This is a genomic window from Streptomyces sp. QH1-20 (assembly GCF_041283565.1).
Lineage (GTDB): Bacteria > Actinomycetota > Actinomycetes > Streptomycetales > Streptomycetaceae > Streptomyces > Streptomyces syringius.
Genome location: NZ_CP166299.1, coordinates 3,670,199 through 3,694,777 on the forward strand (window position 1 = coordinate 3,670,199; position 24,579 = coordinate 3,694,777).

Sequence of the window (24,579 nt, forward strand, 5' to 3'; positions counted from 1 at the left end):
ACCACGGCCGGGCCCGCCCGTCGCCGACCCGCCCGCCCCGGAGGGGTAGGGCTGGCCCCACCCCCAAGACACCCACTCACCACATGGTCCCCGGGACCCCGTTCCCGGAGTCTTGAGTCATCAGGCGAACCCCCGGAGACTCGGAGATCGGAAGAGAGATGGCCATCGATTACGGACGGCAGTCGGCCCCCCGGCCCCACCGCGTGCCCGCCGTGCTGCACGCGCCGTTGGCGGGCCGCACGTGGCGCGAGTTCCTCTATCTGATGCTCAGCCTCCCGATGGCGGTCCTCTTCTTCTCGTACGCGATCACCATGACCAGCCTCGGCGCCGGTCTGCTGGTCACCTTCGTCGGGGTGCCCGTGCTGGCCGGCGCGCTCCTCGGGGCGCGGGCGCTGGGCGCGGTCGAGCGGACCCGGGCCCGGGGGCTGCTGGATCTGGAGATCGCCGACCCGGAGCCGATCCGGCCGCGGAAGGGCCACCACGGGCCGATGGCCTGGATGGGGGCGGTCCTCAAGAGCGGGGCGTCCTGGCGGCACCTGCTGTACGGGGTGCTGCACTTCCCGTGGGCGGTCGGCGCGTTCTGCGTGTCGCTGACGCTGACGATCGTCGGCTGGGCGCTGCTGCTGTACCCGGCGTACGCGTGGGTCTACCCGAAGTACTGGGACCAGCCGGGGATGCAGCTGTACGGCGACTCCGACGGCACGGCCGTCTACCTCGACAACCCCTTCGAGATCGGTGTCACCTGCGCCGCCGGGCTGCTCCTGGTGCTGGTCAACCCGTGGATCATCCGGGGGCTGACGCAGGTGGACCGGCTGATGGTGGCGGGGCTGCTCGGGCCGTCCCGGCTGGCGAGCCGGGTGTGGGAGCTGGAGGAGGACCGCGGGGTCGTCGTCGACACCGCCGCCGCCGATCTGCGCCGCATCGAGCGCGATCTGCACGACGGCGCCCAGGCCCGGCTCGTCGCCCTCGCCATGGACCTGGGCCTCGCGAAGGAGAAGCTGGAGGAGGACCCGGAGGCCGCCGCCAGGATGGTGGACGAGGCGCACGGCGAGGTGAAGCTCGCCCTCCAGGAGCTGCGGGACCTCGCCCGCGGCATCCACCCGGCGATCCTCACCGACCGCGGGCTCGGCCCGGCGCTGTCGGCGCTGGCCGCGCGGTGCACCGTGCCCGTACAGGTCGATGTGGACTTGTCCCTCCGCCCGGCCGCCGCGATCGAGGGCACGGCCTACTTCATCGTCTCCGAGCTGCTGCAGAACATCAGCAAGCACAGCGCCGCCCGTACGGCCCGCGTCGACGTGTGGCGGTCGGCGAACCGGCTGATGCTCCAGGTCTCCGACGACGGCCGCGGCGGCGCGTCGACGGCCGGCGGCAGCGGCCTCGCGGGGCTGGCCGAGCGGCTGGACGCGGTGGACGGGCTGCTGGTGGTGCACTCCCCCGTGGGCGGTCCGACGACGATCACCGCGGAGCTGCCCTGGCGCGGCTGACCCGCACCCGCCCGACCACGTCGCCCCGCCGGTCGTCCGGCGGGGCGACGTGCTGCCACGTGGCAGCGCGCCCGCTCGCGGCCCGAATGCTGACATGCTGGGCGGTGTCAATTGCCTACAGCGTGAAACCGCCCGGCGTGCGCGCCGGGCCTGGGGGGCCGTAAATCGTGGAGGACAGGGTGCGGGTGGTCATCGCCGAGGATTCGGTGCTGCTCCGGGAGGGCCTGACCCGGCTGCTGACCGACCGGGGGCACGATGTCGTGGCCGGCGTCGGCGACGCCGAGGCGCTGATCAAGACCATCACGGAGCTCGCCGCCGAGGATGCCCTGCCGGACGTGGTCGTCGCGGACGTCCGGATGCCGCCCACCCACACCGACGAGGGCGTCCGGGCGGCGGTGCGGCTGCGCCGGGACCACCCGGGGCTGGGGGTGCTGGTGCTGTCGCAGTACGTGGAGGAGCAGTACGCGACGGAGCTGCTGGCCGGCAGCAGCCGGGGCGTGGGCTATCTGCTCAAGGACCGCGTCGCCGAGGTGCGCGAGTTCGTGGACGCGGTGGTGCGGGTCGCCCGCGGCGGCACCGCGCTGGACCCCGAGGTCGTCGCGCAGCTGCTGGGCCGCAGCCGCAAGCAGGACGTGCTGGCCGGGCTGACCCCCCGCGAGCGGGAGGTCCTCGGTCTGATGGCCGAGGGAAGGACGAATTCCGCGGTCGCCAAGCAGCTGGTGGTGAGCGACGGGGCGGTCGAGAAGCACGTCAGCAACATCTTCGCGAAGCTCGGGCTGTCGCCGAGTGACGGGGATCACCGTCGGGTTCTCGCCGTCCTGACCTATCTGCGGTCCTGACCGGCGCGCGCCGCTGTCGTCCGCATTTCATCCGGATTCCCTCACTCCGACCCGCCTCACCGTTCTGACGTGCTGTCATCCGTCCGGCGCGGCCCGGTCGCACCCCCGCCGTACTCCGGTCGGGGGCGCGGCGCGGGCCGTGTCGGATACGTGGTCCTGGAACCGAAGTCCTAGCAGTACCCCTCGTAAATACGAGGGCGCAGCGGCCGATGACCATGACATACAAGGGCATAAGGGGGCCAGATCCGTGGGTTCATCCTGTGGTACCTCCGGAGGAGGAAACCCTTCCCCACGTACGATGGCCGTGGGAACGCCGGTCGGCACCACCATGTGCGGACCGCCGCCATGAGGGAGGTCCGAAGCAGTGACCAGCCAGGTCAGTAGCCCGGCCGAGCAGGCCGATCCAGCCGAGCAGCGAGGCGAGCCGTCACACCTCGCCGGACAGCGCAGCCCCTCCGGGGGCCCGGGCGGCGCCAAGGAGGTGCGCCGACTGGACCGGGTGATCATCCGTTTCGCGGGTGACTCCGGTGACGGTATGCAGCTCACGGGTGATCGGTTCACCTCCGAGACCGCGTCGTTCGGCAATGACCTGTCGACGCTGCCGAACTTCCCCGCCGAGATCCGAGCCCCCGCAGGCACCCTGCCGGGGGTTTCGTCGTTCCAGCTGCATTTCGCCGATCACGACATCCTGACCCCCGGTGACGCGCCGGACGTTCTGGTGGCGATGAATCCGGCGGCGTTGAAGGCGAATCTGGCGGACGTGCCGCGCGGCGCGGAGATCATCGTCAACACCGATGAGTTCACCAAGCGCCCGATGGCGAAGGTCGGCTTCGCCACGAGCCCGCTGGAGGACGGTTCGCTGGACGCCTACAACGTCCACCCGGTCCCGCTGACGACGCTCACGATCGAGGCGCTGAAGGACTTCGGGCTGTCGCGGAAGGAGGCGGAGCGCAGCAAGAACATGTTCGCGCTCGGTCTGCTGTCGTGGATGTACCACCGGCCGACGGAGAACACCGAGAAGTTCCTCCGGGCGAAGTTCGCGAAGAAGCCGCAGATCGCGGAGGCCAACGTCGCCGCCTTCCGGGCGGGGTGGAACTTCGGCGAGACGACCGAGGACTTCGCCGTCTCCTACGAGGTCGCCCCCGCGACGTCCGCCTTCCCCGCCGGCACCTACCGCAACATCTCCGGGAACCTGGCGCTGTCCTACGGGCTCATCGCCGCCGCCCGCCAGGCCGACCTGCCGCTCTACCTGGGCTCGTACCCGATCACCCCGGCCTCGGACATCCTGCACGAGCTGTCGAAGCACAAGAACTTCGGTGTGCGGACCTTCCAGGCCGAGGACGAGATCGCCGGCATCGGTGCCGCCCTCGGCGCGGCCTTCGGCGGCGCCCTCGCCGTCACCACCACCTCCGGCCCCGGCGTCGCCCTCAAGTCCGAGACCATCGGACTGGCCGTCAGCCTCGAACTGCCGCTGCTCGTCGTCGACATCCAGCGTGGCGGTCCCTCCACCGGCCTGCCCACCAAGACCGAGCAGGCCGACCTGCTCCAGGCGATGTACGGACGCAACGGCGAGGCCCCGGTGCCGATCGTGGCGCCCCGGACCGCGGCGGACTGTTTTGACGCGGCGATCGACGCGGCGCGCATCGCGCTGACGTACCGGACGCCGGTGTTCCTGCTGTCGGACGGCTATCTGGCCAACGGCTCCGAGCCCTGGCGGGTCCCGGAGGTCGACGAACTCCCCGATCTGCGGGTGCGGTTCGCCTCCGGGCCGAACCACGAGCTGGCCGACGGGACCGAGGTCTTCTGGCCGTACAAGCGCGATCCGGAGACCCTGGCCCGGCCGTGGGCGGTGCCCGGCACCCCCGGACTCGAGCACCGCATCGGCGGCATCGAGAAGCAGGACGGCACGGGAAACATCTCCTACGACCCCGCCAACCACGACTTCATGGTCCGCACCCGCCAGGCCAAGATCGACGGCATCACCGTCCCCGACCTGGAGGTGGAGGACCCCAGCGGCGAGGCCGACACCCTCGTCCTCGGCTGGGGTTCGACCTACGGACCCATCACCGCGGCCGTGCGGCGCACCCGCGCCGAGGGCCACCACATCGCCCAAGCCCACCTGCGTCACCTCAACCCCTTCCCCGGGAATCTCGGGGAAACGCTGAGGCGTTACGACAAGGTGGTCGTACCGGAGATGAACCTCGGTCAGCTCGCGACCCTGCTGCGAGCGAAGTTCCTGACCGACATCCGCTCCTACACCCAGGTGAGCGGAATGCCGTTCAAGGCCGAGCAGCTCGCCGATGTGTTCAAGGAGGCCATCAATGACTGAGACGATCTCGGGGGGCTTTTCCTCGATCGAGGCGCTCTCCCTGGTGCCGAAGGCCGACGCCAAGCAGTCCATGAAGGACTTCAAGTCCGATCAGGAAGTGCGCTGGTGTCCCGGCTGCGGTGACTACGCCATCCTCGCCGCCGTCCAGGGCTTCATGCCCGAACTCGGCCTCGCGAAGGAAAACATCGTCTTCGTCTCCGGAATCGGCTGCTCCTCCCGCTTCCCCTACTACATGAACACCTACGGGATGCACTCCATCCACGGACGCGCACCCGCCATCGCCACCGGACTCGCCACCTCGCGGCGTGATCTGTCGGTCTGGGTCGTCACCGGCGACGGCGACGCCCTGTCCATCGGCGGCAACCACCTCATCCACGCCCTCCGCCGCAACGTCAACCTCAAGATCCTGCTGTTCAACAACCGGATCTACGGGCTCACCAAGGGCCAGTACTCCCCCACCTCGGAGATCGGCAAGGTCACCAAGTCCACGCCGATGGGGTCACTGGACGCGCCCTTCAACCCCGTCTCGCTGGCCATCGGCGCCGAAGCCTCCTTCGTGGCCCGCACCGTGGACTCCGACCGCAAGCACCTCACCGAGGTGCTGCGCCAGGCGGCCGCCCACCCCGGCACCGCACTGGTGGAGATCTACCAGAACTGCAACATCTTCAACGACGGCGCCTTCGAAGTCCTCAAGGACAAGCAGCAGGCGGAAGAGGCCGTGATCCGTCTGGAGCACGGCAAGCCCATCCGCTTCGGCACCGACCAGAACAAGGGCGTCGTCCGCGACCGGGCCACCGGCGACCTCAAGGTCGTCGCGGTGACACCGGAGAACGAGGCCGACGTGCTGATCCACGACGCGCACGCCACCTCCCCGACCACCGCGTTCGCCCTCTCCCGCCTCGCCGACCCCGACACCCTCCACCACACCCCCATCGGTGTGCTGCGCAGCGTCGACCGGCAGGTCTACGACACCCAGATGTCCGACCAGCTCGAAGCCGCCATCGAGCAGAAGGGCAAGGGCGACCTGTCCGCCCTGCTCGCCGGCAACGACACCTGGACGGTCGTCGGATAGGGCGTGTCTGGTGGGTCAGGCCGGAGCCCGGCAGGACCCACCAGACACGCCCTGGCTCGTCGTACTGGTACGTACGGGCACAGACGGGTGCCCGGCCGGGGCGCCGCCCGACGCCCCGGCCGGGCACCCGCTCTCATGGGGCCCATGGCCGACACCGAAGCCGCCCTCGTTCCCCGTGATCCGCTCGGCTACCGGCTCAAGCGCCGTCTGCTCGGCCCGCCGCTGGTCACCGAGCAGCTCGCGCGCGAGAAGCTGTCGAACCCGATGGCACTCGGCGTCCTCGCCTCCGACTGCATGTCGTCGACCGCGTACGGCAGCGAGGAGATGCTGCGCATCCTGGTGCCGGTCGTGGGGGTCGCCGCTTTCACCCTGCTGCTGCCGGTGACCGGGGCGATCCTGCTGGTCCTGCTGATGCTGACGCTCTCCTACCGTGACGTCGTCATGGTCTACACCCGCGCCGGCGGCAGTTACGTCGTCGCCCGGGAGAACTTCGGGCCGCGCGTCGCGCAGATCGCGGCGGTCGCCCTGCTCGTCGACTACATCGTCACCGTCGCCGTACAGACCGCCGCCGGGACCGATGCCCTGATCTCCCTCGCCCATCTCGTCGGGGAGGGCTACACGGGCATCGACCATCTCAAGGTCCCGCTGTCCGTGGGCATGGTGGTGCTGCTGGCGTACGGGAATCTGCGCGGCATCCGCGAGGCCGGGCGGGCCTTCGCCGCGCCCGCGTACCTCTTCGTCCTGGCCGTGGCGCTGATGCTGCTCTGCGGGCTCGTCCGGGCCCTGACCGGGGGCCTTCCGCACGCGGACGTGCACGCGGCGGGGGCGGTGCCGCTCGGCGAGGCGGGTGACGGCTGGCTGTACGGCGCCTCGCTGTTCATGGTGCTGCGGGCCTTCGCCAACGGCGGTTCCTCGCTCACCGGCCTGGAGGCGATCTCCAACAGCGTCTCCGCCTTCCGCCGCCCCCAGGGCCCCAACGCCCGCCGCACCCTCACCGTCATGAGCTGCCTTCTGGGCGGCATGGTCCTCGGCGTCTCCGTCCTCGCCCACTACACCCACGCGATCCCCTACGCCGACGGCAACCCGACGGTGATCGCGCAGGAGGCGCGGCTCGTCTTCGGTGACAGCCCGCTGGGGACGGCCGGACTCGTCTTCGTGCAGCTCGCGACGGCGCTGATCCTCTATACGGGTGCCAACACGCCCTTCACCGGCTTCCCGTTCCTCGCCAGCTTCGTCGCCGGGGACAGCTTCCTGCCGCGCCAACTGACGCGGCGCGGGCACCGGCTCGCCTTCTCCAACGGCATCGTCTGCCTCGCCGTCGTCTCCCTCGTACTGCTGCTGGTGACGCGCGCCAACGTCGACGAGCTCGTCGCCCTCTACGCCATCGGCGTCTTCACCGGCTTCACCATGGCCGCCGCCGGGCTGACCGCCCACTACTGGCGGCGGCCCGGCGAGCCGAACCGCCACTGGAAGCTCACCGTCAACATCTCCGCCGCCGTGGTCTCCGCGCTGGTCGTGGTGGTCTTCGCGGTCACCAAGTTCACCGAGGGCGCGTGGCTCGTCGTCGCGGTGTTCCCGCTCGGGGTGTGGGCGCTGATCCGCGTCAACGATCAGTACCGGGCCGAGGCGGAGGCCCTGGAGATCATGCCCCCCTTCACCACGGACCGCCCGCGCTGGCGGCGGCACCTGGTGCACGTCCTCGTCGACGGCTTCGATCTGGCCACCCTCAAGGCACTGGCCTACGCGCACGAGCTGCGGCCGGACGAGGTGCGGGCCCTGCACGTCGTGGTCGACGAGGCCCGCGCGCACCGGCTGGTGGAGCGCTGGGAGCGGTCACCCGCCACGACCGTGCCGCTGGAGCTGATCGACTGCCCCGACCGACGGCTGCGGCACACGCTCGTCGCCCTCGCGGCCCGGACGACCGCCGACGGCACCACCGCCCTGACCCTGCTGATCCCGCGCCGCGCCTACCCGCCGCCGCTCGGACGGCTGCTGCACCGGGGCACGGGCGACGAGTTGGCGAAGGCTCTGGAGCACTTGCCGGATGTCGCCGTGACGATCCTGCCGTTCGATGTCGCCCGGGCCGTCGAGCGCTTGCGCTCCGCGCGGGTGCGCTAGTTCGACTGCGGGCCGTCCGTGCCGCCTGCTGCGGCGAGCGCCCTGCGGGCGCGTCCTCAATCGCCGGACGGGCTTGTTGGGGCTGAGCTCAGCCGAAGAGCCAGCCGGGCGCCTGTCAGGACCATCATGCGATACGCGCATGACAGTCGGGCCCCGGCGGCGCTACCTTCCGAAGGTTCATGCATCGAAACCTCCGGAAGGAGCCCCGTGGAGTCGCACGAGTCCAAGACCGAGACCCGCACCGGGATGTTGTGCGGCGTCCTCGCCTACGGGATCTGGGGGCTCTTCCCCCTCTACTGGCCGCTGTTGGAGCCGACGGGCGCGGTCGAGATCCTCGCCCACCGCATGGTGTGGTCCCTGGCCGCCGTCGCCGTCGTGCTGGCCGTGACCCGGCGCTGGGACTGGATACGCCCGCTGCTGCGGCAGCCCAAGCGCCTGGGGATGATCGCGGTCGGCGCGACCGTCATCTCCCTGAACTGGGGGGTCTACATCTGGGCCGTGAACTCCGGGCACGTCGTCGAGACCTCCCTCGGATACTTCATCAACCCCCTGGCCACCATCGCCCTCGGCGTCCTCGTGCTGCGCGAGCGGCTGCGTCCCGCGCAGTGGGTGGCCGTGGGGGTCAGCGTGACCGCCGTGATCGTGCTGGCCGTCGGATACGGCAAGCCGCCGTGGATCGCGCTCGCGATCGCGGCCACCTTCAGCACGTACAGCCTGGTCAAGAAGAAGGTCGGGCTGGGCGGCCTGGAGTCGATGGCCGCCGAGACGGCCGTGCAGTTCCTGCCCGCGCTCGCCGTGCTGCTCTTCCTCGGCTCGCGCGGCGAGTCCACCTTCACCTCGGAGGGCAGCGTTCATCTGCTGCTCCTGATGGGCACCGGGGCCATCACCGCGCTGCCACTGATCTCCTTCGGCGCGGCGGCGGTCCGGCTGCCGCTGTCGGTGATCGGGATGCTCCAGTACCTGGCGCCGATCTTCCAGTTCGCCCTCGGGTTGCTGGTCTTCCACGAGGCGATGCCGGCCGAGCGCTGGGCGGGCTTCGCGCTCGTCTGGCTGGCACTGGCGGTGCTCACCTGGGACGCGCTGCGGGCCGCGCGGATCTCGCGGACGGAGCTGCGGAACGCGCGGGCCAAGGCGGCGGAGGCGGCTGTGGAAGGTGGGGCCCCGGTCGTGTCGGAGAGCATCACGGACACGCCGACAAAAGCCACGACTTAGGCGTCGCGCCCCACGAAACACAGAAATAACAAAGAGCGCAGCGGTCCCTGAAACCACAGATCAGCGTGGTTTTCCGCTGCCCGATATCCGGAAAGCGGTGCTCGGTGTCCGAAATCCGCCCTTGACGCACCATCAGGGCGCCCTCAACATCATGGCCACGTCAAATGGAGTTGGGAGCCCCCCATGCTTGGACTCAACGGACCCACCCTGCCCCGAAGATCCCGTGCCACCGCGCTGCTGGCCACCGGCGCGGCCCTCACGGCCACCCTGCTCGGCGCCTTCTCGGGCGCGGCGAACGCGACTCCCACCGTCGCCGCCGGCGCGCCCGATATATCCGTCGCCAACGTCAAGGGTCATCTGAACCAGCTGCAGTCGATAGCCACCGCCAACGGCGGCAACCGCGCGCACGGCCGCGCCGGTTACAAGGCCTCGATCGACTATGTGAAGGCCAAGCTGGACGCCGTCGGCTACACGACCAGCATCCAGCAGTTCACCTCCGGCGGCGCGACCGGCTACAACCTCGTGGCCGACTGGCCCGGAGGCGACGCCAACCACGTGATCTTCGCCGGCTCGCACCTCGACTCGGTGGGCTCCGGCCCCGGCATCAACGACAACGGCTCCGGCTCGGCCGCCGTGCTGGAGACCGCGCTCACCGTCGCCCGCGAGGGCTACAAGCCCGACAAGCACCTGCGGTTCGCCTGGTGGGGGGCCGAGGAGCTGGGTCTGGTCGGGTCGAGGCACTACGTCAACAACCTCCCCGGCACCGAGCGCGCGAAGATCGACGCCTATCTGAACTTCGACATGATCGGCTCGCCGAACCCGGGCTACTTCGTCTACGACGACGACACCCAGCTGGAGAAGGTCTTCAAGGACTTCTTCGCGGCGAAGAACATCTCGACCGAGATCGAGACCGAGGGCGACGGCCGTAGCGACCACGCCTCCTTCAAGAGCGCGGGCGTGCGGGTCGGCGGTCTGTTCACCGGTGCCAGCAGCCGCAAGACCGCGGCCCAGGCCGCCAAGTGGGGCGGCACGGCGGGCCAGGCCTTCGACCGCTGCTACCACTCGGCCTGCGACACCACGGCGAACATCAACGAGACGGCGCTGGACAACAACAGCGACGCCATCGCCACCGCCGTCTGGACGCTGAGCGCGGGCGCCACCAACCCGCCCGGGCGCACCTTCGAGAGCACCACCGACGTGACGATCCCCGACGCGGGATCGCCGGTCGACTCCCCGATCGCCGTCACCGGGATCACGGGGAACGCGCCCTCGTCCCTCCAGGTCGGGGTCGACATCAAGCACACCTGGCGCGGTGACGTCTCCGTCGACCTGGTCGGACCGAGCGGGCGGGCGTACCGGCTGAAGAGCGCCAGCGGCAACGACTCGGCCGACAACATCGTCGCGACCTTCGCCGTCGACGCCTCGGCCGAGACGGCGAACGGCACCTGGAAGCTCCGCGTCCAGGACACGGCCGCGCAGGACACCGGCTACATCGACAGCTGGAAGATCACGTTCTGAGCGCTGCCACCCCGGTGAGGCCATGGTGACGTGGCCGGCCCCCGCCGTGCGGGACGGGGGCCGGCCACACCGTGCGTACTCCTCAGACGGTGATGTCCTTCGTGGTGAACCGGGCCCACGCGGCCGAGCCGAAGACCGCCGCGTAGAGCGCCTGGAGGCCGAGATTGCGCTGCAGCTGCTCCCAGTAGACCGGCTCGCGCAGCAGGTCGGCGAAGCTCAGCCAGTAGTGCGGGAAGAGATACGGCTGGACGGCGTGCAGCTGCGGGAACTGGTCCAGGATCTGCGCCGTGATCAACAACCCCACGGTGGTGGCCATCGCCGCGATACCGCTGTTGGTGAGCGTCGAGACGAACAGCCCCACCGCCGCCACCCCGACCAGGGACGCGGCGACCACGCCCGCGATCGCCACCGCGCGCAGCAGCCCCTCGCCGAAGGAGATCTGCGTGCCGCTGATCAGCGTGACGTCCCCGACGGGGAAGAGCAGCATCCCCACCGTCAGCGCCGAGACGGCCACGACCAGGGTGGCGGTGAGGCAGAAGACCAGCGTCGAGGTGTATTTGGCGAGCAGCAGCCGGGTCCGCCCGGCGGGCGCGACGAGGAGATAGCGCAGCGTGCCGGAGCCGGCCTCGCCCGCCACGGCGTCGCCCGCGACCACACCGACGGCCATCGGCAGGAAGAACGGCAGCGTCGCGGCGAGGGACGCGAAGACCAGGAACAGGCCGTTGTTGCTGATCTGGCTGATGAACGCCGGGCCGTGACCGTCGCCGCCGGACGAGCCGCCGTCGCCCGTCTCCATCTTCACGGCGATGCCGACCAGCACGGGGACCGCCGCGAGGACACCGAGCAGCGCGAGCGTCCGCCACCGGCGCAGCACGGTGGTGATCTCGCTGCGGAAGAGGGACAGCTGCCACAGGGGGCTCGGGGCCGTCCCTGTGCCCCGGCCCTCCGCCACGTCAGCCCGCGACATCGAAGCCCTCCCCGGTGAGCGCGACGAAGGCGTCCTCCAGCGAGGCCCGTTCGACGCCGAAGGACCGCACCCGCACGTCCGCCCGGACCAGGGCTGCGTTGAGGTCGGCGAGGTCGAGGGGTTCGGAGGGGCCGGAGAGTGGGGGTGGGGGCAGCTCTCCGGTGACGCCCGTTTCCAGGACGACGAGATCGGTCACGCCGTGCTCCTTGAGGACGCGGGCGGCGTCCGCGGGGTCGGGGGTGGTGACGGCCAGCCGGCCGCGGGTGGAGGAGGCCAGCTCGCCGACCGTGCCCTGGGTGAGCAGCCGCCCCTGGGCCATGACCGCGGCGTGCGTGCAGACCTGCTCGATCTCGTCGAGGAGGTGGGAGGAGAGGAAGACGGTGGTGCCGTCGGCGGCGAGCTCGCGCACGAGGGTACGGATCTCGCGCATGCCCTGCGGGTCGAGGCCGTTGGTCGGCTCGTCCAGCACGAGCAGCTCGCGGGGCTGGAGGAGAGCCGCGGCGAGGCCGAGGCGCTGCTTCATGCCGAGGGAGTACGCGCGGGCCTTCTTGCCCGCGGCGGCGGCGAGACCCACCCGGTCCAGCGCGGCGGCGACCCGGGCCGCGCGGGTGCGGGGGTCGGCGGTGGGATCGGCGGCGTCGTAGCGCACGAGGTTGTCGCGGCCGGTGAGGAAGCCGTAGAGGGCGGGGCCCTCGATGAGCGCCCCCACCCGGGGCAGCACCCGCCGCGCGGCGCGCGGCATGGGCTCGCCGAGGACGTGGGCGGTGCCGGAGCTCGGCTCGATCAGGCCCATGAGCATGCGGATGGTGGTGGTCTTGCCGGACCCGTTGGGCCCGAGGAAACCGAAGACACTGCCGCGCGGGACGGTGAGGTCCAAGCCGTCGACGGCGAGCTGACCACCGCGATACCGCTTGGTGAGCCCCCGCGTCTCGATCACGGCGACGGCGGGGCCCGTGGCGGCGGACGCGACGGACGCGGCGTTGTCGGCGGGGTCCGGGTCGGCGGGTTCGCCGGACGGTTCCGGCTCGGGGTGCACGGCGGCCCCGGCGGGCGCGGGAGCGTCTGAGGGGAGGGGCGCGGCGCGAGCCGCAGATGCTGCGGGCGCGCCCGGGGGGCCGGGGGCCTTGGCCGGCCCGACGGGCGGCGTGGTCATCCGACCCCCGCCGGAGGCGATCCGCTCCTCCTCCACCGGTTCCCCTTTCGTCGTCCCCTGCCCCCGTCCCGCGCCCTGCGCCAAACCCGCTGCCCGACGGCACCGTGGTGCCGCCGGGCAGCGGGGCCGAGCGGGCCGAGCAGCAGGGGCAGCCTGCCTACTTCGCGCTGTTGGCGGCCTTGACCAGCGCGTCCTTGGTGACCGCGCCCGCGTAGACCCTGCCGTCGTCCGTCATGAGGACGTTGACGATGCGGGTGCTGAACACCCGGCCGGAGCCGAAGTCGCCCGAGACCTTCTTGCCGAAGCTGTCCAGCAGGGCCGCGGCGTCGCCGCCCTTGCCCTTGCCCTTGCCCTTGGCGTCCTCGCTCAGCTTGCCGACCGCGTCCTTGGGGCCCTTGATCTCGGCGATCGAGGACCAGCCCTTGCCGATGACCTTCATGCCGGACGCGTCGGAGGCGCCGTCCAGCCCGGGCAGGCCGGTCAGGCCCGGCAGTTCCCCGGCACCGGGCAGCTTGCCCTTGAGCTTCTCGGCGTCGTCACCCTTGCCCGGCTTCCCCGAGTCCTCGGTGACCTTGGTGCCCTTCGACGGGGTGAAGGTGAAGTTCTTCGCGGCCGGCTTGGAGAAGTCGACCTTGGTGAAGCCCGCGTCGACGATGGCCTTGCCGCTCTTGGGGGCCAGGGTGAACTTCAGCGGCACGCCGTTCTTCGCGTCGACCGCGATCCGGACGGCACCGACGGTGGAGTCGCCGCCCTTCGGCTTGATCACCAGCTGGTACGCGTCCCGGCCGGCCACCTTGGCGGTGCCGTCGACAGTCACCGAGGTGGTGTCGTCCACGGCGGCCAGGGCCCGCTTGGCCAGCTCCTGCGGCGAGACACCGGCCAGGTCCTTCGGCACCTCGTGTCCGTCGCCGCCCTGCTGCTTCGGAGCCTTGGCGTGGTGGGCGGCATTGCTCGCGCTGTCGTACGCCCAGACGTCGTCGCCGTTGCGGATCACGGAGTACTCGGCGGCGCGCTCGACTATGGAGAGCCGCTGCTTGTCGGGGCCGTCGACGGCTATCCGCAGGGTGTGCGAGCCGGACAGCAGCTCGGTCAGCTTGGCCTGCGGGTCGGCGGCGTCCCCGCCCTTCCCGCCGCCCGAGCCCTTGCCGGCGTCACCGAGCGAGAAGCCCGAGGGCAGCGACGGCAGCCCGAGGTCGGTGGAGATCTTGACGGTGCCGGAGGCCTGCTGCACATCCGACTTCGCCATCTTGGCTATCAGGTCCTGCGCACTGATCTTCGGCAGGTCCGGGTCTCCGGTGCTCGCCAGCGCCGGTACGACGAACCCGATCGTCGCCGCCGCGACCCCGGCCACCGCGACCGGCACCACGTAACGGGCGGCCTTGCGGCGGCCCGTGCCGGGCGTCCCGGCCTCGTCGGCGCCCTGGGTCGGTTGGATCCGTGCCATCTGCTCTACCTCCGTCGTCGGCGGCGGTCATACGCGTCGTGCACTCGCCCACCCCTAGGCTCATTGTGGCCCGACCGCTCGGTGGTGGCGCGGGAGTCCGGGGTTTCCCCCGGGGAACGACACTGTCAATTCCACCAAACCGGCCACGCGACGTCGTCAGCCGACGGGATCACTTTCCCGTAGTTCTCGGGGATGACACCCCTTAAGGGCCGTACCACCACAGGGGAATCGGCCGAGACCGAGCGGTCCCTCGGGGGATGGGCCGGGGCGCGTGGGCCCCGGCGCGGCGGGCTCAGCCCGCCCGGTGCACGACCGCGTCGCAGAGGTCCTCGAGCGCGGACTTCGCGTCGCACGCGGGCAGCGGCGCGAGGATCGCGCGGGCCTCCTGCGCGTAGCGGACGGTGTCGCGGCGCGCCTGCTCCAGGGCCGGGTGGGCGCGCAGCAGGCGCAGCACCTCGGCGTGCCGGGCGTCGTCGGTGAGGTCGCCGTCGAGGAGTTCGCACAGCCGGCGGTCGTCGGCCGAACCGCTGGCCGCGGCCTGCGCGCGCAGGTGGAGCACGGGCAGGGTGGGGATGCCCTCGCGCAGGTCGGTGCCGGGGGTCTTGCCCGACTCGTGGGAGTCGCTGGCGATGTCGAGGACGTCGTCGGCGAGCTGGAAGGCCGTGCCGAGCCGCTCGCCGTAGTGGGTGAGGATCTCGACGGTGCGCTCGTCGGCACCGGACATCATCGCGCCGTACCGTCCGGCGACGGCGATCAGCGAGCCGGTCTTGCCGGCGATGACGTCGAGGTAGTGCTCGATGGGGTCGCGGCCGTCGCGCGGGCCCGCGGTCTCCAGGATCTGGCCGGTGACCAGACGCTCGAACGCCTCGGCCTGGATCCGCACGGCCTCGGGGCCGAGGTCGGCCAGTATGTGCGAGGCCCGGGAGAAGAGGAAGTCGCCGGTCAGGACGGCCACGGAGTTGCCCCAGCGGGCGTTGGCGCTGTCCACGCCGCGGCGCACATCGGCCTCGTCCATGACGTCGTCGTGGTAGAGCGTGGCCAGGTGCGTCAGCTCGACGACGACGGCCGACGGCACGATGCCCGGGGCGTAGGGGTCGCCGAACTGGGCGGCGAGCATCACCAGCAACGGCCGGAACCGCTTGCCTCCGGCCCGGACGAGGTGCTGGGCGGCCTCGGTGATGAAGGGCACACCGCTCTTGGTGGCCTCCAGGAGGCCCTCCTCGACGGCGGCCAACCCGGCCTGGACATCGGCTTCAAGAGCCTGGTCCCGCACGCTCAGCCCGAAAGGCCCGACGACGGTCACGAGGGGTACTCCTGTCTGCCTGCGAACACGGGGATTGTCGATGTGTCGCTGTCTCCACCAAAAGTCAGCGTATCCGGTCGACTGTGGATCACCGTGGGCGCCTGCCCGGCTGGCACTCTCCCGGGGCTCCCCGGCCGCCTTGGAACACGCGTCGGACTCCGCCGTCACACTGCTCGACGTCTGCCCCGCCGTGTCCTTGATCACCCGGTTGTCACCGCACAGACGTACTGGCCGGCTCCGCCACCCGTGGCAGACCGGCCAGTACGGATTTCTTTGTGTCCGGGCCCCGCGCCCGGTTTGTCCTGCCGCCTGCGGCGGCGAGCGCCCTGCGGGCGCGTCCTCAAGCGCCGGACGGGCTTGAAGATCAGCCCGTCCGGCGATTGAGGACACAGCACAGCAGCCCGTCCGGCGCTTGAGGACACAGCACAGCAGCCCGTCCGGCGATTGAGGACACCGCCGCGCAGCGGAGGTGCACATGCCCCGGCCCGCAGGGCGAAGGCACCCGCGAAGACCGGCCGGCAGGCCTAGAGCGCCGCCACCGCCCTGGCCAGCCGGGGGGAGGCGTACTCGGTGCCGCAGACGAAGCGCATCACCGGGCCGTAGCTGGCGGCGGACGGCAGTCCGGTGAAGAACAGACCGGGCACGGACGAGTGGTAGCCGGGGCCCAGCCGCGGGCCGCCCGCGCCGACCGCGAGCTTCGCGCGCAGGCCGTGGCCCAGGAAGTCCAGGGCGGCGAGGTCCACCCGGTAGCCCGTCGCGGCCACGACGTGATCGGCGGCCAGCTCACCGGCCGCGCCGCCGTCGCCGACGAGGGTCAGCACCGGGCGCCCCGCCTCCACCCGGGCCCGCGCGATCCGCTTGCCCTCGGTGACCTGCACCCGGCCGACGAAGCGCTCGCGCAGCCACCAGGCACCGAGCGGCCCCAGCACCCGCCCCACCAGGAACCGGCGGGCCGGGGCCGGAAGATGGCGGAAAGCGTCCGCGTAGTAGGAGAACGCGTACAGCGACCAGGCCCGCCCGAAGGGGGACGAGGGACGCAGCGGAGGCTGTCCGTCCGGTGCGGCCCCGAAGCGCACCGCGCCCCGGGTGCGGGCGAGGACGCGCACGGAGGCGGCCCCGGCGTCGGCGAGCAGCACCGCGCTCTCCAGCGCCGACTGCCCGGCGCCGACGACGACGACGTCCTGGCCGCTGTAGCGGGCGAAGTCACGGTGCTGCGAGCTGTGCGACACCGGGCCGCTCGGGGAGGGGCCGTCGGGGACGGCGGTGGCCAGCTGGGGCGGCAGGTGGGCGAAGCCGCTCAGCCCGGTGGCGACGACGACGGCGCGGGCGGTGAACTGCTCCCCGGAGTCGAGCTTCAGCTCGAAGCCCGGCCGGGCGCCGCGCCGGTCGACCGAGACCACCCGCACCTGCTCCAGCCCCGGCACCAGCCGCTCCTGGAACCACAGCCCGTAGCGGGCGAAGGTCTCGACCGGGATGGGGTCCCAGTCCGATTCGTAGCGCCGCTCCCCCGTCGCGCGGCAGAAGTCGAGGAGGGTGTGCCCGGGCTGCGGGGCGTCGATGTTGGAGGCGTCGGGCGTGGATTTCAGCAGCATCCCGGCGGGCATGTGCGCGCGCCAGCTCACCATCGGCGAGCCCAGGACGCGCACGGGAATACCGCGTGCCCGCAGGTGGGCGGCGGTCGAGAGACCATATGGACCGGCCCCGATGACTGCTACCGGATGTGTCACGAGTCCCCTCCCAGGGCGTTACTCGACGACGGCAGCGGCACGGCGACGGGATCGCCACAGCTGCCACAGGTGCCGCGCGCCCGGTCGTATGAACCGGACGAGCATGGTGAAGAACGGCTTCATGTCGTCCGCCGCGGCCCAGGCCAGCTCGGTGCCGCTGGCCCGGGCGGGTGCGTGGGGGGTGGTGTAGCCGCTGCGGCGGTAGGCGGCGAGCGCGGGCAGGTCGATGTTCTCCACGACGAAGCGGCGGCCCGCGCGCTGCTCCCCCTCGGGGACCTCACGGCCGGTGAGGTCCAGGTGCTGGGCGCGGACGACGTCGATGCCCGCCGCGCTCTCGAAGAGCCGGAACTGCGCGCCCATGCGGGGGTTGAAGTCCAGGAGTTTGTAGCGGCCGTCGCGGCGGTCGTAGCGCCAGTCCAGGTCGATGATGCCGCTGAAGCCGATCTGCTTGATGAACTGGGCGGCCATCGAGGCGAGTTCGGGGTTGTCGACGACGTACGCGTTGGCCGTCATGCCCGCGTGCGGCGGCCAGGAGCGCACCTTGACCCCGGTGAACATCGCCAGCGGCGCGCTCTCCGCGTCGAAGTACGCGTGGACGATCCAGTCCTCGGCGTCCTCGCGCGGCAGGTACTCCTGGAGGATCACCCCCGGCACCTGCCCCCAGCCGCGCGCCAGCTCCAGCAGCTCACGGGGGCCGCCTATCCGCGTCGTACCGTGCACGGCGGGCTGCCGACGGCGCTCGAACGCCTCCCGGTTCTTGGCCACCAGGGGGAAACGGGCGGTCGTCGCATACTTCTCGATCTCCTCGTAGGAGGCGGGGAAGAGGGACGCCGGAGCGGGCACCCCGTGCTCCACGCACAGCTCGTACAGCCCCTGCTTGCTGGCGAGTCTGCGGGGTAAGCCCCGGTCCACCGGCGGGAAGAGGAACGGCCCGGACAGCGCCTCGGCGTGCTCGGCGATGAGCACCGCCGCCTCTTCGTCGGTCGGCACCAGGACCGTGGGGCGCCCGATGGACCGCCCGATCGTCAGCAGCCCGTCGACCAGCTCCTCGGAGCGCTCGGTGCCGGTGGTGGGCCAGACGAAGGCACGGTCCAGATAGCGGGAGAGCGCGGCGGGGGTCCAGCGGTCCTCGGTGATGGCGTACATCGGGATCCCGAGCCGGCCGAGACTGCGGATCGCGCCGACACCGCCGTGGTGCAGGGGATAGCCGCCGATCTTCACAATCAGCCCGGGCACCGACCGGTCCGCCGCGATGGGCGTGCTTCTGCTCGCCACCAGCACCCCCCTCGGCCACTCACCCGCAGCGGCCCCCCACTGTGTGTGACTCGACACAGGACGCTACTTCGGAACTGCCGCCTCCAGCAAGGAAATCCGGGACATTGCCAGCTCTTTGGCGAGCGTTCGGACGGCGCGCGACCAGCGCTTGCGCAACCGTTCGACCCGTGTGGGTGGTGGGCTGGTCCGGCTGGGCTCAGCCACATCGAGCCCGTCCGGCGATTGAGGACGCGCCCGCAGGGCGCCGCCGCGGACGGCCAGGACGGCCCCCAGCCGCAAAAGGCGACCAGCACGTAATGTGGTGCCCAGTTCCCACCGGCCTCCAGGAGCGTCCCGGAGAAAGCGAGGCAGCGTCCCATGCCCGAGCACCGCCCCCGCGAACTGTCCGAAGGCGACCCCTTCGGCGCGGCCACCCTCCCCTACGGCGTGTTCACGACGCCCGACGCCCCGGACCACCCCCGGGTCGGTGTCCGTTACGGCGACTTCGTGCTCGACGCGGCGGCCGCCGCGGCCGCCCACGGCTCCGCGCACGCCGCGCTGCTGGACCAGCCGACGCTCAACCCCCTGCTCGCCGCCGGACGCCCCGTGTGGCAGGCCGTGCGCGCCGAGGTCCGCACCTGGCTCACCGGGGAGCACTTCCACCCGCTCGCCGAGGTGACGCTGCGGCTGCCCTTCGAGGTCGCCGACTACGTCGACTTCTATGCGAGCGAGCACCACGCCACCAACGTCGGCAAGATCTTCCGGCCCGACGGCGAGCCGCTCACGCCCAACTGGAAGCACCTGCCCATCGGCTACCACGGCCGCGCCGGGACGATCGTGGTCTCCGGCACCGACGTCGTACGCCCCCAGGGCCAGCGCAAGACCCCCGCCGACGCCACCCCCGTCTTCGGACCGTCCGTGCGGCTCGACATCGAGGCCGAGGTGGGCTTCGTCGTCGGCACCCCGGCCCCGGCGAACACCCCGGTCGGCCTCGACGGCTTCCGCGAGCACGTCTTCGGCGTCTGCCTCGTCAACGACTGGTCGGCGCGCGACATCCAGGCCTGGGAGTACGTGCCGCTCGGCCCGTTCCTCGGCAAGTCCTTCGCGACCTCCGTCTCCGCGTGGATCACCCCGCTCGACGCCTTCGACGAGGCCCGCACCGCGCCGCCGGAGCGCACCCACCCGCTGCTGCCCTACCTCGACGACGCCGACAGCGAGCCGGGCGGCATCGACCTGCGCATCGAGGTGCGCATCAACGGCGAGACGGTCGCCCGGCCGCCGTTCGCCGCCATGTACTGGACGGCGGCACAGCAGCTGGCCCATATGACCGTCAACGGCGCCTCGTTGCGCACCGGCGACTTCTACGCCTCCGGCACGGTCAGCGGCCCCGAGCCCGACCAGCGCGGCTGCCTCCTCGAACTCACCGAGGGCAAGGGCCCGTATCTGGCGGACGGCGACGAGGTCACCCTGACGGCCTGGGCACCGGGTCCGGACGGCGCCCGGATCGGGCTCGGCGAGGTCACCGGCCGTATCGTCCCCGCGCACGGCACCAGCGCGCCATGAACCACGGCGCGCCGGGCCTCACGCTGCCGGAAGAGCTGCTGCTGCTCGCCCTCCACCCGGAGAAGGGCAACAGGCTGTGCAGCGCCCGGTATCTGGGATACGGCATGGCCGGGGCCGTACTGGCCGAACTGCAGCTCGGCGGGCACATCGGCGAGGACCGCGTGCGCCCGGTGGTGCTCCCCGGCGCGCCGCCGGCCGACCGGCGGCTGGCCGGGGCCCTGCGGAGCCTCGGCGAGCCCGGCGCCAAGGCGCCGAAGACACACCGCTGGGTGCGGACCGCCGCCCGGCACATGGAGGAGCCCTATCTCACCGGGCTGGTGGAGCGGCGGGCCGTGCGCGCGGAGCGGCGGCGGGCCCTCGGCCTCTTCCCGTACACGAGGTATCCCGTCGGGCCGGTCGACCTGACCAGCGAGACCCGGCGGCGGTTCGAGGCGGCGCGGGCGGCGGGCTGGCCCGACCCGCGCTCCCGGGCGCTCGCCGCCCTGGTGTTCGCGATAGGCGTCGGCGGCGTGCTCTACCCCGGCTGGGGCGCGCGGCACCAACGCTCGGCCATGCGGGACGTCCTGGACCATTCATGGACCGCCAAGGCGGTGCGGCGCAACATCCAGGCCGACAAGTCCAGCGGTTCCGGTGGCTTCGGCGGTGACGGCGGAGGCGATGGCGGGGGCGGCGGCGGGGGCGACTGAACGCCCCGGGCCCACCGGAACCGGGCTGCTAACTTGGCATGTCCTGTTCGACGGCTGAGGAGTAGTACGTGCGCAAGGCAGCGCAGTTCACGGGGGCGGCGCTCATCGCCGCTGTGCTGATGACCGGTTGTGGCAGCGGAAGCGACGACGGCAAGAAGAAGGACAAGGAGACCGGGGCCACGGCCCCGGCGTCCGACAAGCCGGGCGCGGGCGGGGAATCCGCCAAGCCCGGCGCCGGGGACCCCGCCAAGCTGGACGGCATGTGGAACCGCCAGAAGGGCAACGACATCGTCCGGGTGACCCTCATGAACACCACGGCCATCTCCGCCTCCGCCGGTGCGGTGTGCAACGGCCCGGCGACGAAGTCCGGCACCACGGTGAAGCTCGACCTGAAGTGCAACACGAGCGACAACACCCGCGCCAAGGGCACCGCCACCCTGTCGGCCGACGGCAAGAAGCTCACGGTCAGCTGGGACAACGGCCCGACCGAGGACTTCACCAAGGACCCCATCAAGGTCGAGATGCCGAAGATCGAGATGCCGAAGATCGACACCCCGTCGATCCCGGCGGGCTGACGGCTCCGGCACCCGGACACGCCGCTGCCCGGCACCCCCGTGGGTGCCGGGCAGCGGCGTGACGTCCGTACCGGGCCCTAGCGCACGAACGTCCCCGCCTGGCCCGCCAGATCCAGGAAGTACTGCGGGGCCGCCCCGAGGACCACGGTGACGGCGACGCCGACGGCGATGGCCGTGGAGGTGAGCGCGCTGGGCACGGCCACCGTCGGGCCGTCGGCCTTCGGCTCGCTGAAGAACATCAGCACGATCACCCGGACGTAGAAGAACGCGGCGATCGCCGAGGACAGCACACCCACGATGACCAGCGTCCCCGCACCGCCCTGCGCCGCCGCCTTGAAGACGGCGAACTTCCCGGCGAAGCCGCTCGTGAGCGGAATGCCCGCGAAGGCCAGCAGGAAGACCGCGAAGACGGCCGCGACCAGGGGCGAACGCCGCCCGAGACCGGCCCACTTCGACAGGTGTGTGGCCTCGCCGCCCGCGTCGCGCACCAGCGTCACGACCGAGAAGGCGCCGAGCGTCACGAAGGAGTACGCGGCGAGGTAGAACAGCACGGACGAGACGCCGTCCGGGCTGGCCGCGATGACACCGGCGAGGATGAACCCCGCGTGGGCGATGGAGGAGTAGGCCAGCAGCCGCTTCACGTCCGTCTGCGTCACGGCCACGATCGCGCCGAGCAGCATCGTGACGATCGCGACGCCCCACATGACCGGCCGCCAGTCCCAGCGCATCCCCGGCAGGACCACGTACAGCAACCGCAGCAGGGCACCGAAGCCGGCGACCTTCGTCGCGGCCGCCATGAAGCCGGTGACGGGCGTCGGGGCGCCTTGGTAGACGTCGGGGGTCCACATGTGGAACGGCACCGCGCCGACCTTGAACAGCAGGCCCATCAGCACCAGCGCCCCGCCGATCAGCAGCAGCGCGTCATTGCCCATGGTCGAGGCCAGGGCGGGATCGACCGTGCGGGTGGTGCCGCTCACCACCTCGGCGATGCCGGAGTAGGTGACGGTGCCCGCGTAGCCGTAGAGGAGGGCCACGCCGAAGAGCAGGAAGGCGGAGGAGAAGGCGCCGAGGAGGAAGTACTTGACCGCCGACTCCTGCGAGAGCAGCCGCTGGCGGCGGGCCAGCGCGCACAGCACGTACAGCGGGAGGGAGAAGACCTCCAGCGCGACGAAGAGCGTCAACAGGTCGTTCGCCGCGGGGAAGACCAGCATGCCCCCGACCGCGAAGAGCGCGAGCGGGAAGACCTCGGTGGTGGTGAACCCGGCCTTCACCGCGGCCTGTTCGGCCTCACCGCCCGGGACCGCGGAGCCCTGCGCGGCGAAGGAGTCGACCCGGTTGCCGTGCGCCGCGGGGTCGAGCCGGCGCTCGGCGAAGGTGAAGACGGCGATCAGTGAGACGAGGAGAATGGTGCCCTGGAGGAACAGCGCCGGGCCGTCGACGGCGACGGCCCCCATGGCGGCGATGCGTGCCTTCTCGCCCGCGTGGCCGCCCGCCGCCAGGGCGACGACGGCGGCGAAGGCGGCGGCGAGGCCGACGACGGACAGCAGGAGCTGTGCGTGGTACCGGGCGCGGCGCGGCAGGAACGCCTCGACGAGAATGCCCAGGACGGCGACGCCGAGCACGATCAGCGTCGGCGCCAGCTGGGCGTACTCGATGTGCGGCGCGGGGATCTCCCTCGGGGGGTCGGCCGCCAGTGTCCACAGGCTGTGGACGGGTGCTGCGTGGCTCACTTCGCGGCCTCCACATCGGTCACGGGCAGATCGGGCTTGGGGTCGACCTTGTCCACCTGGGTCATCGTGTGCTCGACGGCCGGGTCGACGATCTCGGTCACCGGCTTCGGGTAGACGCCGAGGAAGATCAGCAGGGCGATCAGGGGGGCGACGACGACCAGCTCACGCACCCGCAGGTCCGGCATGCCCCGGACGGAGTCCTTCACCGGGCCGGTCATGGTGCGCTGGTACAGCACGAGGACGTACAGCGCGGCGAGCACGATGCCGAAGGTCGCGATGGCCCCGATGACCGGATAGCGGCTGAACGTGCCGGTCAGGACCAGGAATTCGGAGACGAAGGGCGCGAGCCCCGGCAGCGACAAGGTGGCCAGCCCGCCGACGAGGAAGGTCCCCGCGAGCACGGGGGCGACCTTCTGGACGCCGCCGTAGTCGGCGATGAGCCGGGAGCCGCGCCGCGAGATCAGGAAGCCCGCGACGAGCATCAGCGCGGCGGTGGAGATGCCGTGGTTGACCATGTAGAGCGTCGCGCCGCCCTGGCCCTGGGTGGTCATCGCGAAGATGCCGAGGATGATGAAGCCGAAGTGCGAGATCGAGGCGTAGGCGACCAGCCGCTTGATGTCCCGCTGGCCGACCGCGAGGAGCGCGCCGTAGAGGATGCTGACGAGCGCGAGCACCAGGATCACGGGCGTCGCCCACTTGGACGCCTCCGGGAAGAGCTGGAGGCAGAAGCGCAGCATCGCGAAGGTGCCGACCTTGTCCACCACGGCGGTGATCAGCACGGCGACGGGGGCGGTGGCCTCGCCCATGGCATTGGGCAGCCAGGTGTGCAGCGGCCACAGCGGCGCCTTCACCGCGAAGGCGAAGAAGAAGCCGAGGAACAGCGCCCGTTCGGTACCGGTGGCGATGTCCAGCTTGCCGTCGGCCCGGGCCTGGACGATCTCCTGGAGGGAGAAGGTACCGGCGCCGAGCTGGTCGGCGGTGACCACGTACAGCCCGATGACGGCGGCCAGCATGATCAGCCCGCCGGCCAGGTTGTAGAGCAGGAACTTCACGGCCGCGTACGACCGCTGGGCCGCCGTCTCCTCCGCGCCGCGCCCGCCGGCCCGGTCACCGAAGCCGCCGATGAGGAAGTACATCGGGATCAGCATGGCTTCGAAGAAGATGTAGAAGAGGAAGACGTCGGTGGCCTCGAAGGAGATCACCACCATCGCCTCGACCATGAGGATCAGCGCGAAGAAGCCCTGGGTGGGCCGCCAGCGCGTCGACGTCGTCTCCAGGGGGTCGGCGTCGTGCCAGCCGGCCAGGATCACGAAGGGGATCAGCAGGGCGGTCAGGGCGATCAGCACGACCGCGATGCCGTCCACGCCCAGCTCGTAGCGGACCCCGAAGTCCTTGATCCAGGCGTGGGATTCGGTGAGCTGGAACGGTCCCTCGGCGCCCGGGTCGAACCGCACGAGCTGAACGGCGGCGAGCGCCAGGGTCGCCAGCGAGAAGACCAGCGCGAGCCACTTGGCGGCCGAGCGCCGCGCGGCCGGGACGGCGGCGGTGAGGACCGCGCCGAGCGCGGGGACCACGGCCGTGGCCGTCAGCAGGGGAAATGACATG

The 24,579-nt window shown here is 71.5% G+C and carries 18 protein-coding genes; 10 read left to right on the forward strand and 8 right to left on the reverse strand.

The annotated features are described in order from the left end of the window. The first annotated feature begins 158 nt into the window (after positions 1–158). The 7 genes from AB8O64_RS16450 (at position 159) to AB8O64_RS16480 (ending at position 10,572) form a co-directional block, all read left to right on the forward strand. On the forward strand, positions 159–1,484 hold the full coding sequence (locus AB8O64_RS16450) for a sensor histidine kinase (RefSeq protein WP_370419808.1): 1,326 nt from the start codon (positions 159–161) through the stop codon (positions 1,482–1,484). A 179-nt stretch (positions 1,485–1,663) separates the two neighbouring features. Further along, positions 1,664–2,323 carry a response regulator transcription factor gene (locus AB8O64_RS16455; RefSeq protein ID WP_307842211.1) on the forward strand — a complete coding sequence of 220 codons (660 nt, stop codon included), beginning with the start codon at positions 1,664–1,666 and terminating at the stop codon, positions 2,321–2,323. 364 nt (positions 2,324–2,687) lie between these two features. Then, positions 2,688–4,652 carry a 2-oxoacid:acceptor oxidoreductase subunit alpha gene (locus AB8O64_RS16460; protein WP_370419809.1) on the forward strand — a complete coding sequence of 655 codons (1,965 nt, stop codon included), beginning with the start codon at positions 2,688–2,690 and terminating at the stop codon, positions 4,650–4,652. Then, positions 4,645–5,724 (forward strand): 2-oxoacid:ferredoxin oxidoreductase subunit beta, encoded by a 1,080-nt coding sequence (locus tag AB8O64_RS16465; RefSeq protein WP_370419810.1) that lies wholly within the window; start codon positions 4,645–4,647, stop codon positions 5,722–5,724. Before AB8O64_RS16460 ends, AB8O64_RS16465 begins: the two co-directional genes overlap by 8 nt. Positions 5,725–5,868: 144 nt before the next feature. Next, positions 5,869–7,842: an APC family permease gene (locus AB8O64_RS16470; protein ID WP_370419811.1), complete on the forward strand. Its 1,974-nt coding sequence runs from the start codon at positions 5,869–5,871 to the stop codon at positions 7,840–7,842. 246 nt (positions 7,843–8,088) lie between these two features. Next, positions 8,089–9,054 carry an EamA family transporter RarD gene (gene rarD, locus AB8O64_RS16475; protein ID WP_370423877.1) on the forward strand — a complete coding sequence of 322 codons (966 nt, stop codon included), beginning with the start codon at positions 8,089–8,091 and terminating at the stop codon, positions 9,052–9,054. Positions 9,055–9,237: 183 nt separating this feature from the next. After that, complete coding sequence (locus AB8O64_RS16480) at positions 9,238–10,572, forward strand: M28 family metallopeptidase (RefSeq protein ID WP_370419812.1); 1,335 nt, start codon at positions 9,238–9,240, stop codon at positions 10,570–10,572. 82 nt (positions 10,573–10,654) lie between these two features. Here the strand turns inward: AB8O64_RS16480 and AB8O64_RS16485 are convergent, their stop codons facing one another. The 6 genes from AB8O64_RS16485 to AB8O64_RS16510 form a co-directional block, all read right to left on the reverse strand. Beyond that, positions 10,655–11,539: an ABC transporter permease gene (locus AB8O64_RS16485; RefSeq protein WP_370419813.1), complete on the reverse strand. Its 885-nt coding sequence runs from the start codon at positions 11,537–11,539 to the stop codon at positions 10,655–10,657. Beyond that, a complete protein-coding gene (locus AB8O64_RS16490; RefSeq protein WP_370419814.1) occupies positions 11,526–12,575 on the reverse strand; it encodes an ABC transporter ATP-binding protein in 1,050 nt (349 codons plus the stop codon). Before AB8O64_RS16490 ends, AB8O64_RS16485 begins: the two co-directional genes overlap by 14 nt. A gap of 274 nt (positions 12,576–12,849) precedes the next feature. Further along, the gene (locus AB8O64_RS16495) at positions 12,850–14,136 is read right to left on the reverse strand and encodes an outer membrane lipoprotein carrier protein LolA (protein WP_370419815.1); all 1,287 of its coding nucleotides are present in this window, start codon (positions 14,134–14,136) and stop codon (positions 12,850–12,852) included. 292 nt (positions 14,137–14,428) lie between these two features. Next, positions 14,429–15,439, reverse strand: a complete 1,011-nt coding sequence (locus tag AB8O64_RS16500) for a polyprenyl synthetase family protein (RefSeq protein WP_356448950.1) — start codon at positions 15,437–15,439, stop codon at positions 14,429–14,431. Between the two features lie 524 nt (positions 15,440–15,963). Then, complete coding sequence (locus AB8O64_RS16505; protein WP_370419816.1) at positions 15,964–17,166, reverse strand: NAD(P)-binding domain-containing protein; 1,203 nt, start codon at positions 17,164–17,166, stop codon at positions 15,964–15,966. An 18-nt stretch (positions 17,167–17,184) separates the two neighbouring features. Further along, positions 17,185–18,441 (reverse strand): ATP-grasp domain-containing protein, encoded by a 1,257-nt coding sequence (locus AB8O64_RS16510; RefSeq protein ID WP_370419817.1) that lies wholly within the window; start codon positions 18,439–18,441, stop codon positions 17,185–17,187. A 357-nt stretch (positions 18,442–18,798) separates the two neighbouring features. Here AB8O64_RS16510 and fahA point away from each other — a divergent pair, with 357 nt between their 5' ends. The 3 genes from fahA to AB8O64_RS16525 all read left to right on the forward strand — a co-directional run bounded on the left by fahA (position 18,799) and on the right by AB8O64_RS16525 (position 21,244). Next, complete coding sequence (gene fahA / locus AB8O64_RS16515; protein WP_370419818.1) at positions 18,799–19,983, forward strand: fumarylacetoacetase; 1,185 nt, start codon at positions 18,799–18,801, stop codon at positions 19,981–19,983. Beyond that, entirely contained in the window at positions 19,980–20,669 is a 690-nt protein-coding gene (locus AB8O64_RS16520; protein ID WP_370419819.1) for a GPP34 family phosphoprotein, read from the forward strand. Before fahA ends, AB8O64_RS16520 begins: the two co-directional genes overlap by 4 nt. Positions 20,670–20,737: 68 nt before the next feature. Next, positions 20,738–21,244 (forward strand): hypothetical protein, encoded by a 507-nt coding sequence (locus tag AB8O64_RS16525; RefSeq protein ID WP_370419820.1) that lies wholly within the window; start codon positions 20,738–20,740, stop codon positions 21,242–21,244. Between the two features lie 77 nt (positions 21,245–21,321). Here the strand turns inward: AB8O64_RS16525 and nuoN are convergent, their stop codons facing one another. Both nuoN and AB8O64_RS16535 read right to left on the reverse strand, forming a co-directional pair. Then, positions 21,322–22,974, reverse strand: coding sequence for an NADH-quinone oxidoreductase subunit NuoN (gene nuoN, locus AB8O64_RS16530; protein ID WP_370419821.1), 1,653 nt, complete (start codon positions 22,972–22,974; stop codon positions 21,322–21,324). Further along, positions 22,971–24,578 carry an NADH-quinone oxidoreductase subunit M gene (locus AB8O64_RS16535; RefSeq protein ID WP_370419822.1) on the reverse strand — a complete coding sequence of 536 codons (1,608 nt, stop codon included), beginning with the start codon at positions 24,576–24,578 and terminating at the stop codon, positions 22,971–22,973. Before AB8O64_RS16535 ends, nuoN begins: the two co-directional genes overlap by 4 nt. Position 24,579 lies beyond the last annotated feature (1 nt).